Annotated in this window: 17 protein-coding genes; all 17 read left to right on the top strand. The window is 68.1% G+C overall.

Annotated features, from left to right (window positions below; all coding sequences use genetic code 11):
• Positions 1-144 precede the first annotated feature (144 nt).
• Positions 145-1,245: an LCP family protein gene (locus tag OG329_RS11810; RefSeq protein ID WP_405794707.1), complete on the top strand. Its 1,101-nt coding sequence runs from the start codon at positions 145-147 to the stop codon at positions 1,243-1,245.
• Positions 1,246-1,418: 173 nt separating this feature from the next.
• On the top strand, positions 1,419-1,646 hold the full coding sequence (gene rpmE, locus OG329_RS11805) for a 50S ribosomal protein L31 (protein ID WP_023538649.1): 228 nt from the start codon (positions 1,419-1,421) through the stop codon (positions 1,644-1,646).
• A 114-nt stretch (positions 1,647-1,760) separates the two neighbouring features.
• A complete protein-coding gene (gene prfA, locus OG329_RS11800) occupies positions 1,761-2,852 on the top strand; it encodes a peptide chain release factor 1 (RefSeq protein WP_405794705.1) in 1,092 nt (363 codons plus the stop codon).
• 131 nt (positions 2,853-2,983) lie between these two features.
• A complete protein-coding gene (prmC, locus tag OG329_RS11795; RefSeq protein WP_405801780.1) occupies positions 2,984-3,823 on the top strand; it encodes a peptide chain release factor N(5)-glutamine methyltransferase in 840 nt (279 codons plus the stop codon).
• Between the two features lie 164 nt (positions 3,824-3,987).
• On the top strand, positions 3,988-4,635 hold the full coding sequence (locus OG329_RS11790) for an L-threonylcarbamoyladenylate synthase (protein ID WP_405794703.1): 648 nt from the start codon (positions 3,988-3,990) through the stop codon (positions 4,633-4,635).
• A complete protein-coding gene (locus OG329_RS11785) occupies positions 4,632-5,273 on the top strand; it encodes a protein-tyrosine-phosphatase (protein ID WP_405794701.1) in 642 nt (213 codons plus the stop codon). The genes OG329_RS11790 and OG329_RS11785 overlap by 4 nt, the downstream gene beginning before the upstream one ends.
• A gap of 200 nt (positions 5,274-5,473) precedes the next feature.
• Entirely contained in the window at positions 5,474-6,886 is a 1,413-nt protein-coding gene (locus OG329_RS11780) for an MraY family glycosyltransferase (protein ID WP_405794699.1), read from the top strand.
• 265 nt (positions 6,887-7,151) lie between these two features.
• Entirely contained in the window at positions 7,152-7,589 is a 438-nt protein-coding gene (locus OG329_RS11775) for a hypothetical protein (protein WP_405794697.1), read from the top strand.
• A gap of 225 nt (positions 7,590-7,814) precedes the next feature.
• Positions 7,815-8,627 carry a F0F1 ATP synthase subunit A gene (atpB, locus tag OG329_RS11770; RefSeq protein WP_405794695.1) on the top strand — a complete coding sequence of 271 codons (813 nt, stop codon included), beginning with the start codon at positions 7,815-7,817 and terminating at the stop codon, positions 8,625-8,627.
• Positions 8,628-8,714: 87 nt separating this feature from the next.
• A complete protein-coding gene (gene atpE, locus OG329_RS11765; protein ID WP_078075070.1) occupies positions 8,715-8,969 on the top strand; it encodes an ATP synthase F0 subunit C in 255 nt (84 codons plus the stop codon).
• 47 nt (positions 8,970-9,016) lie between these two features.
• On the top strand, positions 9,017-9,571 hold the full coding sequence (locus OG329_RS11760) for a F0F1 ATP synthase subunit B (RefSeq protein WP_405794693.1): 555 nt from the start codon (positions 9,017-9,019) through the stop codon (positions 9,569-9,571).
• The gene (locus tag OG329_RS11755; protein ID WP_405794691.1) at positions 9,568-10,383 is read left to right on the top strand and encodes a F0F1 ATP synthase subunit delta; all 816 of its coding nucleotides are present in this window, start codon (positions 9,568-9,570) and stop codon (positions 10,381-10,383) included. The genes OG329_RS11760 and OG329_RS11755 overlap by 4 nt, the downstream gene beginning before the upstream one ends.
• A gap of 165 nt (positions 10,384-10,548) precedes the next feature.
• Positions 10,549-12,144 carry a F0F1 ATP synthase subunit alpha gene (gene atpA, locus OG329_RS11750; protein WP_405794689.1) on the top strand — a complete coding sequence of 532 codons (1,596 nt, stop codon included), beginning with the start codon at positions 10,549-10,551 and terminating at the stop codon, positions 12,142-12,144.
• 20 nt (positions 12,145-12,164) lie between these two features.
• Positions 12,165-13,097 carry a F0F1 ATP synthase subunit gamma gene (locus OG329_RS11745; RefSeq protein WP_405794687.1) on the top strand — a complete coding sequence of 311 codons (933 nt, stop codon included), beginning with the start codon at positions 12,165-12,167 and terminating at the stop codon, positions 13,095-13,097.
• Positions 13,097-14,551 (top strand): F0F1 ATP synthase subunit beta, encoded by a 1,455-nt coding sequence (gene atpD / locus OG329_RS11740; RefSeq protein WP_405794686.1) that lies wholly within the window; start codon positions 13,097-13,099, stop codon positions 14,549-14,551. The genes OG329_RS11745 and atpD overlap by 1 nt, the downstream gene beginning before the upstream one ends.
• A gap of 120 nt (positions 14,552-14,671) precedes the next feature.
• Positions 14,672-15,046: a F0F1 ATP synthase subunit epsilon gene (locus OG329_RS11735; RefSeq protein ID WP_405794685.1), complete on the top strand. Its 375-nt coding sequence runs from the start codon at positions 14,672-14,674 to the stop codon at positions 15,044-15,046.
• Positions 15,047-15,187: 141 nt separating this feature from the next.
• Entirely contained in the window at positions 15,188-15,634 is a 447-nt protein-coding gene (locus tag OG329_RS11730) for a DUF2550 domain-containing protein (protein ID WP_405794683.1), read from the top strand.
• Positions 15,635-15,671: the final 37 nt, after the last annotated feature.

The raw sequence follows: 15,671 nt of genomic DNA, 5'->3' as shown, positions 1-15,671 counted from the left end.
CACTGACCGTGGCTTCGCACCATCCTTCTGTGGCCCCCGCTCCGGCGGGGGCCACAGCTTGTTGTGCAACCCTGCCTGCTGCCCCGCACGTCTGAATCACGGACGACCGACAACGGGCGAGGGCCGACGGGAGCCGAGGATCACATGACGGATCAGAGCAAGGGCCGAATACGCGCGAAAGGCACGCGCCGCAAGAAGCCCAGCACGCGCCGTCGCGCCGCGACCGTGGTCGCCTGGTCGGCCGCCGCCCTGGTGCTCGTCGGCGGATCCGGTCTCGGATACGCCTACTTCAAGCTCAACGGCAACATCCAGGGCGTCGACATCAACGCCAAGCTCGGCACCGACCGCCCCGCCGAGGTCGACAACGGCTCGATGGACATCCTGCTCCTCGGCTCCGACTCGCGCTCCGGCGACAACTCCGAATACGGCGTGGACGAGGGCGGGGCCCGCTCGGACACCGCGATGATCATGCACGTCAACGAGGGCCACAAGACGGCCAGCGTCGTCTCCGTACCGCGCGACACCCTTGTCGACCGCCCCGACTGCGAGAACGACAAGGGCGACACCGTCGCCGGCGTCCAGCGGGCCATGTTCAACACCGCGTACGAGGTCGGCGGCCCGGCCTGCGCGGTGAAGACCGTCGAGAAGATGTCCGGCATCCGCATGGACCACTACATCGAGGTCGACTTCACCGGCTTCAAGCAGCTCATCGACGATCTGGGCGGCGTGAAGATCACCACCACCGTGGCCATAGACGACGCCAAGAGCGGGCTGACACTCGAACCCGGCCCGCACACCCTCGACGGCGAGCAGGCGCTCGGCCTCGTCAGGACGCGCAAGAGCGTCGGCGACGGCAGTGACCTGGGCCGTATCCAGCTCCAACAGGCGTTCATCAAGGCGCTGATCACCCAGGTCAAGGGCATCGGTCTGCTCAGCAGCCCCACGAAGCTGTACGGCATCGCCGACACCGCGACGAAGGCGATCACCCCCGACTCCGAGCTGGACACGGTCAAGGAACTCGTCGGCTTCGCCGGCGGCCTCAAGAGCCTCGGAGCCTCGGACGTCAACATGATCACGCTGCCCGTCCAGTACGACCCGGCGGACCCGAACCGCGTCGTCCCGCTGGAGAAGGAGTCCGAGCAAGTCTGGACCGCGCTCCGGGCGGACAAACCGATCCCGGCGTCCGCCACGAAGGACTCCGCGGGCGACAAGGGCGACGCGTCGGACGTGGTCGCGGGCGGGTGACCACACCCGCCACCGGCACCCCACCCCGGGCGGAATAGATCCGGGGCCACCCCGGTTTTGGAGATACGGCCGGTCCTGGCAGACTGGTACGTCGGCCCCGGTTCACGTACGAGCATCCGCGCGTGCGACCCGGCGCCTTCCTCGCCTGGCGAGGATGTTCCCTAGGAGACACCTTGAAGCGCGACATCCACCCCACGTACGTCGAGACCCAGGTGAGCTGTACCTGCGGCGCGTCGTTCACCACCCGCAGCACGATCGAATCCGGCTCCGTCCGCGCCGAGATCTGCTCCGAGTGCCACCCGTTCTACACGGGCAAGCAGAAGATCCTCGACACCGGTGGCCGTGTGGCCCGCTTCGAGGCCCGCTTCGGCAAGGCTGCCGCCGGCTCCGCCAACAAGTAGCGAGCCAACTGCGCCGGTTCTCGGCGCCCCTGCCCCGGGGCGTCGAGACCGGCGCTTTGCCGTCCCGCAGCGTCTTCGCACAGCACTTTTCGTACGCAACCCAGGAGCCCCCGAATGTTCGAGGCGGTCGAGGAACTGGTCGGCGAGCACGCCGATCTGGAGAAGAAGCTCGCCGACCCGTCGGTCCACGCGGACCAGGCGCATGCCCGCAAGCTCAACAAGCGGTACGCCGAACTGACCCCGATCATCGGGACGTACCGCTCCTGGAAGCGGACCGGGGACGACATCGAGACGGCCCGGGAGTTCGCCGCCGACCCCACCGACGTCTCGGCCGGCGACTTCGCCGCCGAGGTCAAGGTGCTGGAGAAGCAGCGCGACGAACTCACCGAGAAGCTGCGGCTGCTGCTCGTCCCGCGCGACCCCAGCGACGACAAGGACGTCATCCTGGAGATCAAGGCGGGCGCGGGCGGCGACGAGTCGGCGCTGTTCGCCGGCGACCTGCTGCGGATGTATCTGCGCTACGCCGAGCGCGTGGGCTGGAAGACCGAGATCATCGACGCCACCGAGTCCGAGCTGGGCGGCTACAAGGACGTCCAGGTCGCCGTGAAGACCAAGGGCGGCAACGGGGCCACCGAGCCGGGACAGGGCGTCTGGGCGAAGCTGAAGTACGAGGGCGGGGTGCACCGCGTGCAGCGGGTGCCCTCCACCGAGTCGCAGGGCCGGATCCACACCTCGGCCGCCGGTGTGCTCGTGACACCGGAGGCGGAGGAGGTCGACGTCGAGATCCTCGCCAACGACCTGCGGATCGACGTCTACCGCTCGTCGGGCCCCGGCGGCCAGTCCGTCAACACGACCGACTCCGCCGTTCGCATCACGCATCTGCCCACCGGGGTCGTCGCCTCCTGCCAGAACGAGAAGAGCCAGCTCCAGAACAAGGAGCAGGCCATGCGTATCCTGCGCTCGCGGCTGCTGGCCGCGGCACAGGAGGAGGCGGAGAAGAACGCGGCGGACGTCAGGCGCAGCCAGGTGCGTACCGTCGACCGGTCCGAGAAGATCCGGACGTACAACTTTCCGGAAAACCGGATCTCGGACCACCGCGTCGGCTTCAAGGCGTACAACTTGGACCAAGTGCTCGACGGTGAACTGGCGGCAGTGATCCAAGCCTGCGTCGACGCCGACTCGGCGGCGAAGCTCGCGGCGGCCTGAGCCGCCCCCGGCACCCGTCACGTCGTCCCCGTCCCGTCCTCTTCCACGACTCAGGAGGAACCAGCGTGCAGCCACCTTCTGGGGGGCCCAGCGACCCTCAGCGGCTCCGCCGCGGGCCCGCCCCCCGCAGTCTGCTGCTTGCCGAGGTGGCCCAGGCCACCCAGCGGCTGGCCGACGCGGGCGTGCCGTCGCCGCGGTTCGACGCGGAGGAGCTGGCCGCCTTCGTGCACGGCGTCAAGCGCGGAGAGCTGCACAGCGTCGTGGACGAGGAGTTCGACGCCCGCTACTGGGAGACCGTCGCGCGCCGCGAGGCCCGCGAACCGCTCCAGCACATCACCGGGCGGGTGTTCTTCCGGTATCTGGAACTCCACGTCGGGCCAGGGGTGTTCGTGCCCCGGCCGGAGACCGAGTCCGTCGTCGGCTGGGCGATAGACGCGGTCCGCGCGATGGACGTCGTGGAGCCGCTGATCGTCGATCTCTGCTCGGGATCCGGCGCGATCGCGCTCGCCATGGCGCAGGAGGTGCCGCGCTCGCGTGTGCACGCCGTGGAGCTGTCCGAGGACGCCCTCACCTGGACGCGCAGGAACGCCGAGGGGTCCAGGGTCACCGTGCACCGCGGAGACGCCCTGACGGCCCTCCCGGACTTCGACGGCCAGGTCGACCTGGTCATCTCCAACCCGCCGTACATCCCGCTCACCGAGTGGGAGTATGTGGCGCCCGAGGCCCGCGACCACGACCCGCAGATGGCGCTGTTCTCCGGCGAGGACGGCCTCGACACGATCCGGGGGATCGAACGCACCGCGCACCGGCTGCTGCGGCCCGGCGGCCTCGTCGTCGTGGAGCACGCGGACACGCAGGGCGGACAGGTCCCGTGGATCTTCAGCGAGGAGGCCGGCTGGGCGGACGCGGCCGACCACCCGGACCTGAACAAGCGCCCGCGCTTCGCGACGGCCCGCAAGGCGATGCCGTGACGGCCGGAACAGGGACGACAACGGCGACCCTCGACGCCGTGGCCTCAGCTCCAGGGCTCTGTGCGAGTGAGCCGAAGGGGCGAGCACGGTCGACCGTCGAAAGGCGCTTGAGCGCCCCGGAGGCGAACCGAGCACACCAAAAAACACAGAAAGAGGGCTGTTAGATGGCACGGCGATACGACTGCAACGACGCGACCGACCGTACGACCGGTCTGCGTGAAGCCGCGTCCGCCGTCCGTCGCGGCGAACTCGTCGTCCTGCCCACCGACACCGTCTACGGGCTCGGTGCCGACGCGTTCAGCTCGGAGGCCGTCGCCGACCTCCTCGACGCCAAGGGCCGGGGCCGTAACATGCCCACGCCCGTGCTCATCGGCTCCCCGAACACCCTCCACGGCCTCGTCACGGACTTCTCCGAGCAGGCGTGGGAGCTGGTCGACGCCTTCTGGCCGGGCGCGCTCACGCTCGTCGCCAAGCACCAGCCCTCGCTCCAGTGGGACCTCGGCGACACCCGTGGCACCGTCGCGATCCGGATGCCGCTGCACCCCGTCGCGATCGAGCTGCTGACCGAGGTCGGCCCGATGGCCGTCTCCAGCGCCAATCTGACCGGACACCCGGCGCCGGAGGACTGTGACGCGGCGCAGGAGATGCTGGCGGACGCGGTGTCGGTCTATCTCGACGGCGGCAGGACGCCCGGCATCGTGCCGTCCTCGATCGTGGACGTGACCGGCAAGGTGCCCCTGCTGCTGCGTGTGGGCGCCGTCGACGCCGATGAGCTGCGCAAGGTCGTACCCGACCTCGAGGTGGCCAATTGACCGCCCCTGAGGGGCGTGGCATAGCGGGACTCCCCGGCACCTTCCGCATCCTCCACGTCAGTACCGGCAACGTGTGCCGCTCGCCCATCACCGAGCGGCTGAACCGCCATGCCCTCAGCGACCGGCTCGGCGAGCGGCTGACGGGCGGGCTCATCGTGGAGAGCGCGGGCACCTGGGGACACGAGGGGGCCTCGATGGAGGCCAACGCGGAGGCCGTCCTGGCGGATTTCGGCGCGGACCCGTCCGGCTTCGTCGGACGGGAACTGCTGGACGAGCACGTCATCCGCGCCGACCTGGTGCTCACCGCGACACGTGACCACCGGGCGCAGGTCGTCTCGATGGGGCACTCGGCGGGGCTGCGGACCTTCACACTGAAGGAGTTCACGCGTCTCGTACGGGCCATAGACCCGGCGACGCTGCCCGACGCCCTGGACGAGGGTGTGGTCGAGCGCGCCCGTGCGCTGGTGCGTGCCGCCGCCGCGCTGCGCGGCTGGCTTCTGGCCCCCAACGCGGAGGCGGACGAGGTCTACGACCCGTACGGCGCCCCCATCACGTTCTTCCGCTCCATCGGCGACGAGATCCACCAGGCGCTGGACCCGGTGGTGACGGCGCTCACGGGCGTACCCACCCGGCACTGACCACCGGCCCGCTCGCACACCGTTGAACAGCGGCGACGTACGGTGAGACGCACGACGGGGCATAAGGTGGGGCGAGTTTGTGCAACCGTCGCGCCGCCGTGTATGTCCTTACCTCATGTGGCTACGCGCATTCCATCAGCCGTCCTGTCGCGAGTTAGTGTGTGTGGCTCAGATGGCCGGCGATTCCTGTGGGGCAGCCTGTGCGTGATTACCTGCTGACGCTCTGCGTGACGGCCGCGGTGACTTATCTGCTGACCGGTCCGGTGCGGAAGTTCGCCATCGCGATCGGCGCGATGCCCGCGATCCGCGCCCGCGACGTCCACCGCGAACCGACACCGCGTCTCGGCGGTATCGCCATGTTCTTCGGCCTGTGCGCCGGGCTGCTCGTGGCCAGCAACCTGCAGAATCTCGGCGGGGTCTTCGAGCGGTCCAACGAGCCGCGCGCGCTGCTGTCCGGGGCCGCGCTGATCTGGCTGATCGGTGTCCTGGACGACAAGTTCGAGATCGACGCCCTGATCAAGCTCGGCGGCCAGATGATCGCCGCCGGCGTGATGGTGATGCAGGGTCTGACGATCCTGTGGATCCCGGTGCCCGGTGTCGGCACCGTCGCGCTGACCTCCTGGCAGGGCACGCTCCTGACCGTCGCGCTCGTCGTCATCACCATCAACGCGGTCAACTTCGTCGACGGACTCGACGGTCTGGCCTCGGGGATGGTGTGCATCGCGGCGGCGGCGTTCTTCCTGTACGCGTACCGGATCTGGTACGGGTACGGCATCGAGGCCGCCGCCCCCGCCACACTCTTCGCCGCGATCCTGATGGGCATGTGCATCGGCTTCCTGCCGCACAACATGCATCCGGCGCGGATCTTCATGGGCGACTCGGGCTCGATGCTGATCGGTCTGGTGCTCGCGACGGGCGCCATCTCCATCACGGGCCAGGTCGATCCGGACGCGCTGAAGATCTACGCCGACGGTTCGACCCGTGAGGCCACCCACGCCGCGCTGCCGGTCTTCATCCCGCTGCTGCTGCCGCTGACGATCATCGCGATCCCGGTCGCCGACCTCGTCCTGGCGATCGTGCGCCGCACCTGGAACGGACAGTCGCCGTTCGCCGCCGACCGGGGCCATCTCCACCACCGGCTGCTGGAGATCGGGCACTCGCACAGCAGGTCCGTACTGATCATGTACTTCTGGTCGGCGCTGATCGCCTTCGGTGTGGTGCTGTACTCGGTCCACTCCTCGTCCACGATGTCCACGATGTGGATCGTGCTCGCGGTCGTCGCGCTGAGCGCGCTGGGGCTGCTGCTCCTGCTGCTGCCGCGCTTCACGCCGCGCGCCCCGCGCTGGGCCGAGGCCGTCGTACCGCCGCGCTACCGGCGTCGACGGCGGGGCGTCCAGGGGGAGTTGGCGCGGGGCGCCGACGAGGCGGCGGAGCCCGCGGAGCCGGTGGAGAGCCGGCCGGGCGCCGGATCGCAGGTGCCTCACGAGTCCCTTCCGGCCGACGCCGTAACGGCCGACGGGCGCACTCCGGTCCCGGCGGGCGTCAACGGGGCTACCGCGATCGGACCGCGATCTCGTCTCACCGATCGACGCAAGGCGGATTCGGCGTACTGAGAATTACCTCAACAGGCCCCATTACCAGACAAGACGGTCCGATGTCCGGCTCACACGCGCGGATTCGTCCTCATGTGTGACGGTCAGCACACGTTCATGGTAAAGACCTCATCAAATAGTTTGTGATACCGTTCACGAGACCCGGCGCCAGAGCCGAAGGACCGTAGTGCGACGGTCCGTTGGCCCGAGAATCCAACTCTCGGACCGGGCCTACGCTCGTCCATGACGACACCATCTGCCCCACCCAGCAAGCGGAGCTGCCGCCATGCCGACCAACGACGTCCGGATCCTCCTCAACACCGCCGTACCCACCGTGGCCGCCGGCGTCATCGCCGTGGGCATCAGCGGTGCGGTCAGCGGTGGCAAGGGTGCTCTGGGAGCCGCTGTCGGTGTACTGGTGGTCGTCCTGTTCATGGGTGTCGGTCTCACCGTTCTCCAGCGCACCGCGAAGTCGCTGCCGCACCTCTTCCAGGCGATGGGGCTGATGCTCTACACCGCCCAGTTGCTGCTGCTCCTGGTCTTCCTGGCGGTCTTCAAGGACACCACGCTGTTCAACCCGAAAGCCTTCGCCTTCACGCTCCTCGCGGCGACCCTCGTGTGGATCTCCGCACAGGCCCGCGCGTACATGAAGGCCAAGATCCTCTACGTCGAACCCGACTCCTCGACGGCCGGAAAGCCGGAGAAGACGGGGTCGTCGGCGTGAAGGGTAGGGCCGGGATAAGTGCCCGTTCGGGATCCTGCTATCGTCCGGTTCCAACTGCGGCATTGCGGGCGCGGGCATCCGAGCTGACGCCTGTTCCATCGCGAGGCTCCATGCCTGAGAGCCGCCCCCATATCTGTCACACCAGTCCAGTGCCGAACCGCGGCTTCATGCCGCGCCGACACAACGAGGTTGCCGTACCTATGCGCCACGCTGAAGGAGCCCGCGGTGAGTGCTGATACCCAGACCCTCGCCTTCGATGCGAGCTGCCATATCTTTTCGGGCTGCGGGTTCCCGGCTCCGGGCCTCCATACGTTCATGTACAAGCCCATTTTCGAGGTCGCCGGCTTCGAATTCAACAAGCCGATGTTGCTTGCCCTGTTGAGCACCCTCGTGGTTGTCGGATTCTTCTGGGCTGCGTTCAACAAGCCGAAACTGGTGCCGAACAAGGTCCAGATGATCGGCGAGGCCGGTTACGACTTCGTCCGCCGCGGGATCGTCTACGAGATCATCGGCAAGAAGGACGGTGAGAAGTATGTCCCGTTGATGGTGTCCATCTTCTTCTTCGTCTGGCTGATGAACCTCTGGTCGATCATTCCGCTCGCCCAGTTCCCGGTCACTTCGCTGATCGCGTTCCCGGCCGGTCTGGCGATCATCGTCTACGTCCTGTGGGTCAGCCTGACCTTCAGGACCCACGGGTGGAGCGGTGGCTGGAAGAACATCACCGGCTACGACAAGTCGCTCGGCTGGGTCCTGCCGCTCGTCGTCGTGATCGAGTTCTTCTCGAACCTGCTGATCCGGCCCTTCACTCACGCGGTCCGACTGTTCGCGAACATGTTCGCCGGTCACCTGCTCATCGTCATGTTCACGCTGGCCACGTACTACCTGCTGAACGGACTGGGCTTCGTCTACGCCGGTGCCTCGTTCGTGATGGTGCTCGTCATGACGATCTTCGAACTCTTCATCCAGGCCGTCCAGGCGTACGTCTTCGTGCTCCTGGCCTGCAACTACATCCAGGGCGCGCTCGCCAAGAGCCACTGAGCCCAACTCCGTAACCAGAACACCAGAACCAACAGACGTCCGGTGGCCAACCCCCACTCGGTCCGTGAAAGAGAAGGAAGTAACGGCATGTCCGCTGCTCTCGAACTGGTCAACCTCGCCTCCGCCAAGACGACCGTCGTCGGCAACGTGGCCTCGATCGGCTACGGCCTCGCCGCGATCGGCCCCGGCGTCGGCGTCGGCATCATCTTCGGTAACGGCACCCAGGCGCTCGCCCGTCAGCCCGAGGCGGCCGGCCTGATCCGCACCAACCAGATCATGGGTTTCGCCTTCTGTGAGGCGCTTGCCCTTATCGGCATCGTCATGGGCTTTGTCTACCAGTAAGCCGGACCGGCAAGCCAAGCCCGACCCCTTTCACGGAAGGCATTGATGTGAACGCTCTCTACGTTGCGGCAGCGGCGGAGCCTCAGAATCCGCTCGTCCCGCACCTTGACGAGCTCATCATCGGCCTGATCGCCTTCGTCATCGTCTTCGGCTTCCTCGCCAAGAAGCTCCTCCCGAACATCAACAAGGTTCTGGACGAGCGCCGTGAGGCCATCGAGGGCGGGATCGAGAAGGCGGAAGAGGCCAAGACCGAGGCGCAGAGCGTCCTGGAGCAGTACAAGGCCCAGCTCGCCGAAGCGCGTCACGAGGCCGCCCGTCTCCGCCAGGAGGCGACCGAGCAGGGCGCCACCATCATCCAGGAGATGAAGGCGGAGGGGCAGCGGCAGCGGGAAGAGATCGTCGCCGCGGGCCACGCTCAGATCGAGGCCGACCGCAAGGCCGCGGCCTCGGCGCTGCGCCAGGACGTGGGCAAGCTCGCCACCGACCTCGCGGGCAAGCTCGTCGGCGAGTCCCTCGAGGACAGCGCCCGGCAGAGCCGCACCATCGACCGCTTCCTCGACGAGCTCGAGGACGGCGCGTCGAGGGCTGAGGCAGCCCGATGAACGGAGCGAGCCGCGCGGCGCTGGCCGCCGCAAGCGAGCGTCTTGACGCGCTGACCGACAGCACCTCGGTCGACGCTTCGAAGCTCGCCGAGGAGCTGACCGCCGTCACCGCGCTGCTTCACCGCGAGGTGTCGCTGCGCCGGGTCCTGACCGACCCGGCGCGGTCCGGCGAGGCCAAGGCCGAGCTGGCCGGCGGACTGCTCAACGGGCAGGTGGGCGGCGAAACCGCCGACCTGATCACCGGCATGGTCCGGTCCCGCTGGTCGCAGCCGCGTGACCTGGTCGACTCGGTGGAGGAGCTGGCGGCCGTCGCCGAGCTGACCGCCGCGCAGCGCTCCGGTGGCCTCGACGACGTGGAGGACGAGCTGTTCCGGTTCGGCCGGATCGTCGAGTCCAGCACCGGACTGCGGGCGGCACTGACCGACCAGGCGGCCACGGCCACGGCCAAGACCGGGCTGCTCACCAGCCTGCTGGGCGGCCGGGCCAACCCGAGCACCGAGCGGCTGGTCGTGCGCCTGGTGTCCCAGCCCCGAGGACGTAGCCTGGAAGCGGGTCTTCAGACCCTCTCCCGGCTCGCCGCGGCCCGCCGGGAGCGGATGGTGGCGGTCGTCACATCGGCGGTTCCCCTCACCGAGGGCCAGAAGCAGCGCCTCGGCGCCGCCCTGGCCAGGCTGTACGGCCACCCGATGCATCTGAACCTCGACGTGGACCCCGCGGTCCTCGGCGGGATCTCGGTCCGCGTCGGCGACGAGGTCGTCAACGGCACGGTCGCGGAACGTCTCGACGAGGCGGCACGGCGGCTCGCCGGCTGAAGGCCGGCAGCCGGTACGTGATATCCGGATTACCGACACAGACACATATACCGAGATCAAGAACTGCGGCCCGGTTGGGCCGTGCAGAAATTGCAGAAGATTCCTGGGGGTCGCCCCCAGACCCCCATAGAACTTCGGGCCCAACAAGGAGAGCAGGGAATCCAGATGGCGGAGCTCACGATCCGGCCGGAGGAGATCCGGGATGCGCTGGAGAACTTTGTCCAGTCGTACAAGCCGGACGCGGCCTCGCGCGAGGAGGTCGGGACGGTCAGCGTTGCCGGTGACGGCATCGCGAAGGTCGAGGGTCTGCCCTCGGCCATGGCGAACGAACTGCTGAAGTTCGAGGACGGGACCCTGGGTCTCGCCCTGAACCTGGAGGAGCGCGAGATCGGCGCTGTCGTCCTCGGTGAGTTCAGCGGTATCGAGGAGGGTCAGTCGGTCACCCGTACCGGCGAAGTGCTCTCCGTCGGCGTCGGCGAGGGTTACCTCGGCCGTGTCGTCGACCCGCTCGGCACCCCGATCGACGGCCTTGGCGAGATCGCGACCGACGGCCGCCGCGCCCTGGAGCTCCAGGCTCCCGGCGTCATGGTCCGTAAGTCGGTGCACGAGCCGATGCAGACCGGTTACAAGGCTGTCGACTCGATGGTGCCGATCGGCCGCGGCCAGCGTCAGTTGATCATCGGCGACCGTCAGACCGGCAAGACCGCCCTGGCTGTCGACACCATCATCAACCAGCGCGACAACTGGCGCTCGGGCGACGTGAACAAGCAGGTGCGCTGCATCTACGTCGCCATCGGCCAGAAGGGCTCCACCATCGCGTCCGTACGTGGTGCGCTGGAAGAGGCCGGCGCTCTTGAGTACACGACGATCGTCGCCGCCCCGGCGTCCGACCCGGCGGGCTTCAAGTACCTGGCCCCGTACACCGGTTCGGCCATCGGCCAGCACTGGATGTACCAGGGCAAGCATGTCCTGATCATCTTCGACGACCTGTCGAAGCAGGCCGACGCCTACCGCGCCGTCTCGCTGCTGCTGCGCCGTCCGCCGGGCCGCGAGGCCTACCCGGGCGACGTCTTCTACCTGCACTCGCGTCTGCTGGAGCGCTGCGCCAAGCTCTCCGACGACATGGGCGCCGGTTCGATGACGGGCCTGCCCATCGTCGAGACCAAGGCGAACGACGTGTCGGCGTTCATCCCGACCAACGTCATCTCCATCACCGACGGCCAGTGCTTCCTGGAGTCCGACCTGTTCAACGCCGGCCAGCGGCCCGCGCTGAACGTCGGTATCTCGGTCTCCCGAGTCGGCGGCTCCGCCCAGCACCGGGCCATGCGCCAGGTGTCGGGACGGCTGCGCGTGGACCTCGCCCAGTACCGCGAGCTGGAGGCGTTCGCCGCCTTCGGTTCCGACCTGGACGCCGCGTCGAAGGCATCGCTCCAGCGGGGTCAGCGCCTGGTCGAGCTGCTGAAGCAGCCCCAGTACGCGCCGTACCCGATCGAGGAGCAGGTCGTCTCCATCTACGCCGGCACCACCGGCAGGATGGACGACGTACCGGTCGAGGACATCAGCCGCTTCGAGAGCGAGCTGCTGGAGCACCTGCGCCGCGAGCGCAAGGAGCTGCTGACGTCCATCGTCGAGGGCGGCAAGATGTCGGACGACACGGTCGAGTCCATCTCCGACGCCATCGCCGCCTTCAAGAAGCAGTTCGAGACCTCGGACGGCAAGCTTCTGGGCGACGACGCCCCGGCCGTCAACGTCTCCAAGTGACGACGGAAGGGACCTGACTCATGGGAGCCCAGCTCCGGGTCTACAAGCGTCGCATCAAATCCGTCACCGCGACCAAGAAGATCACCAAGGCGATGGAGATGATCGCCGCCTCGCGCATCGTCAAGGCGCAGCGCCAGGTGACGGCCTCCACGCCGTACGCGACCGAGCTGACCCGCGCGGTCACGGCCGTGGCGACCGGATCCACCACCAAGCACCCCCTGACCACGGAGGTCGAGTCACCGACCCGGGCCGCTGTCCTGCTCGTCACGAGCGACCGCGGACTGGCCGGCGGCTACTCCTCCAACGCCATCAAGGCGGCGGAGCGGCTCACCGAGCGGCTGACGGGTGAGGGCAAGCAGGTCGACTCGTACATCGTCGGCCGCAAGGGTGTGGCCTACTACGGCTTCCGTGAGCGCGAGGTCACGCAGTCGTGGACCGGCTTCACCGACAGCCCGACCTACGCGGACGCCAAGAACGTCGCGGGACCGCTGATCGAAGCGGTCCAGCGGGACACGGCGGACGGCGGCGTGGACGAACTCCACATCGTCTTCACCGAGTTCATCTCGATGCTGACGCAGACGCCGGTGGAGAACCGGCTGCTGCCGCTGTCCCTCGCCGACACGGCGGACCAGGACCAGGACGACGCGTCGGCGACGAAGCACGAGATCCTTCCGCTGTACGACTTCGAGCCGTCGGCGGAGGACGTCCTCGACGCCCTGCTGCCGCGCTACGTCGAGAGCCGTATCTACAACGCGCTGCTCCAGGCCGCCGCCTCCAAGCACGCGGCCACCCGCCGCGCGATGAAGTCGGCGACCGACAACGCCGGGGATCTCATCAAGAGCCTTTCCCGGCTTGCCAACGCGGCCCGCCAGGCCGAAATCACCCAGGAAATCAGCGAGATCGTCGGTGGCTCCAGTGCCCTGGCCGACGCGACCGCGGGGAGTGAAAAGTAATGACGACCACAGTTGAGGCGGCCACCCCGGGAAGCACGGCCACAGGCCGCGTGTCCCGGGTCATCGGCCCGGTCGTCGACGTGGAGTTCCCCGTCGACGCCATGCCGGAGATCTACAACGCACTGCACGTCGAGGTGGCCGACCCGGCCGAGGACGGCAAGCAGAAGACGCTGACGCTCGAAGTCGCCCAGCACCTGGGTGACGGAGTCGTCCGCGCCATCTCGATGCAGCCGACCGACGGTCTGGTCCGCCAGGCCGTGGTGACGGACACCGGCGAGGGCATCTCGGTGCCCGTCGGTGACGTGACCAAGGGCAAGGTGTTCAACACCCTCGGCCAGATCCTGAACGACCCGGACGGCGAGGCTCAGATCACCGAGCGCTGGCCGATCCACCGCAAGGCCCCGGCCTTCGACCAGCTCGAGTCGAAGACCGAGATGTTCGAGACCGGCCTGAAGGTCGTCGACCTGCTGACCCCGTACGTCAAGGGCGGCAAGATCGGTCTGTTCGGTGGTGCGGGCGTCGGCAAGACGGTCCTCATCCAGGAAATGATCATGCGTGTGGCCAAGCTGCACGAGGGTGTTTCCGTGTTCGCCGGTGTCGGTGAGCGCACCCGTGAGGGCAACGACCTCATCGACGAGATGACCGAGTCGGGCGTTCTGGACAAGACCGCGCTGGTCTTCGGCCAGATGGACGAGCCGCCGGGCACCCGTCTGCGGGTCGCCCTGTCCGCCCTGACCATGGCGGAGTACTTCCGCGATGTGCAGAAGCAGGACGTGCTCCTCTTCATCGACAACATCTTCCGCTTCACCCAGGCCGGTTCCGAGGTCTCCACGCTGCTCGGCCGTATGCCGTCCGCGGTGGGTTACCAGCCGACCCTGGCGGACGAGATGGGTGTGCTCCAGGAGCGCATCACCTCGACCCGCGGTCACTCGATCACCTCGATGCAGGCGATCTACGTGCCGGCGGACGACCTGACCGACCCGGCCCCGGCCACGACCTTCGCGCACCTCGACGCGACGACCGTGCTGTCGCGTCCGATCTCGGAGAAGGGCATCTACCCGGCGGTCGACCCGCTGGACTCGACGTCCCGCATCCTGGACCCGCGTTACATCTCGCAGGCGCACTACGACGCGGCCAGCCGTGTCAAGGGAATCCTCCAGAAGTACAAGGACCTCCAGGACATCATCGCGATCCTCGGTATCGACGAGCTGGGCGAGGAGGACAAGCTCGTCGTCCACCGGGCCCGTCGCGTCGAGCGCTTCCTGTCGCAGAACACCCACGCCGCCAAGCAGTTCACCGGCCTGGACGGCTCCGACGTACCGCTCGACGAGTCGATCGCCGCGTTCAACGCGATCTGTGACGGGGACTACGACCACTTCCCCGAGCAGGCGTTCTTCATGTGCGGTGGTATCGACGACTTGAAGGCGAAGGCCAAGGAGCTCGGCGTCTCCTGAGTCCACGACTCATGGTGGGGGGCGGCCTCGTACCGCCCCCCGCCGAACCGCCGATCGTGACCCCATAGAATGAGACCGACGCCCGGCGACAGAGCCGGGTGGTGACCCGAGGAGCCCCCCTTGGCTGCTGAGCTGCACGTCGAGCTGGTCGCCGCGGACCGCAGTGTCTGGTCCGGCGAGGCCACCCTGGTTGTCGCGCGGACCACGTCCGGCGACATCGGCGTCATGCCCGGTCACCAGCCGCTGCTCGGTGTGCTGGAATCGGGCCCTGTGACCATCCGTACGTCCGACGGCGGCACGGTCGTCGCCGCCGTGCACGGCGGTTTCCTCTCGTTCGCCGACAACAAGCTCTCGCTGCTCGCGGAGATCGCCGAGCTGGCGGACGAGATCGACGCCCAGCGTGCCGAGCGCGCGCTGGAGCGCGCCAAGTCGGGTGAGGACGACGCCGCCGAGCGCCGTGCCGATGTCCGACTGCGCGCTGTGGCGGTGCGTTGACGCACCGCTCCTGGAATTACCCTCAGCCGCGGCCCGTTCTGGAGTCATCCAGACCGTGTCGCGGCTGAGGCGATGTGGCCGCTGTTTTTATTCGTCCGTCCGTTCGTGCGGGTTACTCGATAGGCGAGGAGGTCGGTACCGATGGTCCTCGCTCTGCTTGTCTGCGGACTGGTCGTCGTGCTGGTTGCGGTGGGGCTCTTCGTCTTCGGGCTGCGCCGGCGGCTGATCCAGCGCTCCGGTGGGACCTTCGACTGTTCGCTGCGCTGGAACGTGGCGGAGGAGCCCGACACGACCGGCAAGGGCTGGGTGTACGGCGTCGCCCGCTACAGCGGCGACCGGATCAACTGGTTCCGGGTCTTCTCGTACGCCCCCAGGCCGCGCCGCAGCCTGGAACGCTCCGCCATCGAGGTGCGCGCCCGGCGCGCTCCCGAGGGCGAGGAGGAGATGGCGCTGCTCTCCGACTCCGTCGTGCTCGGCTGTGTCCACCAGGGCACGCGCCTGGAGCTGGCGATGAGCGAGGACGCGCTGACGGGCTTCCTCGCCTGGCTGGAGGCGGCACCGCCCGGCCAGCGGGTGAACGTCGCCTGAGTCTTCGACCGGGTCTGTGACGTGACGACGAGGGGGA

Source organism: Streptomyces sp. NBC_01506 (assembly GCF_045040295.1).
Taxonomy (GTDB): domain Bacteria; phylum Actinomycetota; class Actinomycetes; order Streptomycetales; family Streptomycetaceae; genus Streptomyces.
The sequence above is the reverse complement of the archived record's forward strand: the minus strand, read 5'-3'. Positions and strand labels throughout refer to the sequence as shown.

What these genes read in the sequence shown, in the direction of transcription:
- atpA (WP_405794689.1), top strand. Translation starts at nt 10,549, where the DNA reads ATGGCGGAGCTCACGATCCGGCCGGAGGAGATCCGGGATGCGCTGGAG.
- atpD (WP_405794686.1), top strand. Translation starts at nt 13,097, where the DNA reads ATGACGACCACAGTTGAGGCGGCCACCCCGGGAAGCACGGCCACAGGC.
- prfA (WP_405794705.1), top strand. Translation starts at nt 1,761, where the DNA reads ATGTTCGAGGCGGTCGAGGAACTGGTCGGCGAGCACGCCGATCTGGAG.
- OG329_RS11790 (WP_405794703.1), top strand. Translation starts at nt 3,988, where the DNA reads ATGGCACGGCGATACGACTGCAACGACGCGACCGACCGTACGACCGGT.
- OG329_RS11730 (WP_405794683.1), top strand. Translation starts at nt 15,188, where the DNA reads ATGGTCCTCGCTCTGCTTGTCTGCGGACTGGTCGTCGTGCTGGTTGCG.
- OG329_RS11810 (WP_405794707.1), top strand. Translation starts at nt 145, where the DNA reads ATGACGGATCAGAGCAAGGGCCGAATACGCGCGAAAGGCACGCGCCGC.
- OG329_RS11775 (WP_405794697.1), top strand. Translation starts at nt 7,152, where the DNA reads ATGCCGACCAACGACGTCCGGATCCTCCTCAACACCGCCGTACCCACC.
- OG329_RS11755 (WP_405794691.1), top strand. Translation starts at nt 9,568, where the DNA reads ATGAACGGAGCGAGCCGCGCGGCGCTGGCCGCCGCAAGCGAGCGTCTT.
- OG329_RS11745 (WP_405794687.1), top strand. Translation starts at nt 12,165, where the DNA reads ATGGGAGCCCAGCTCCGGGTCTACAAGCGTCGCATCAAATCCGTCACC.
- atpE (WP_078075070.1), top strand. Translation starts at nt 8,715, where the DNA reads ATGTCCGCTGCTCTCGAACTGGTCAACCTCGCCTCCGCCAAGACGACC.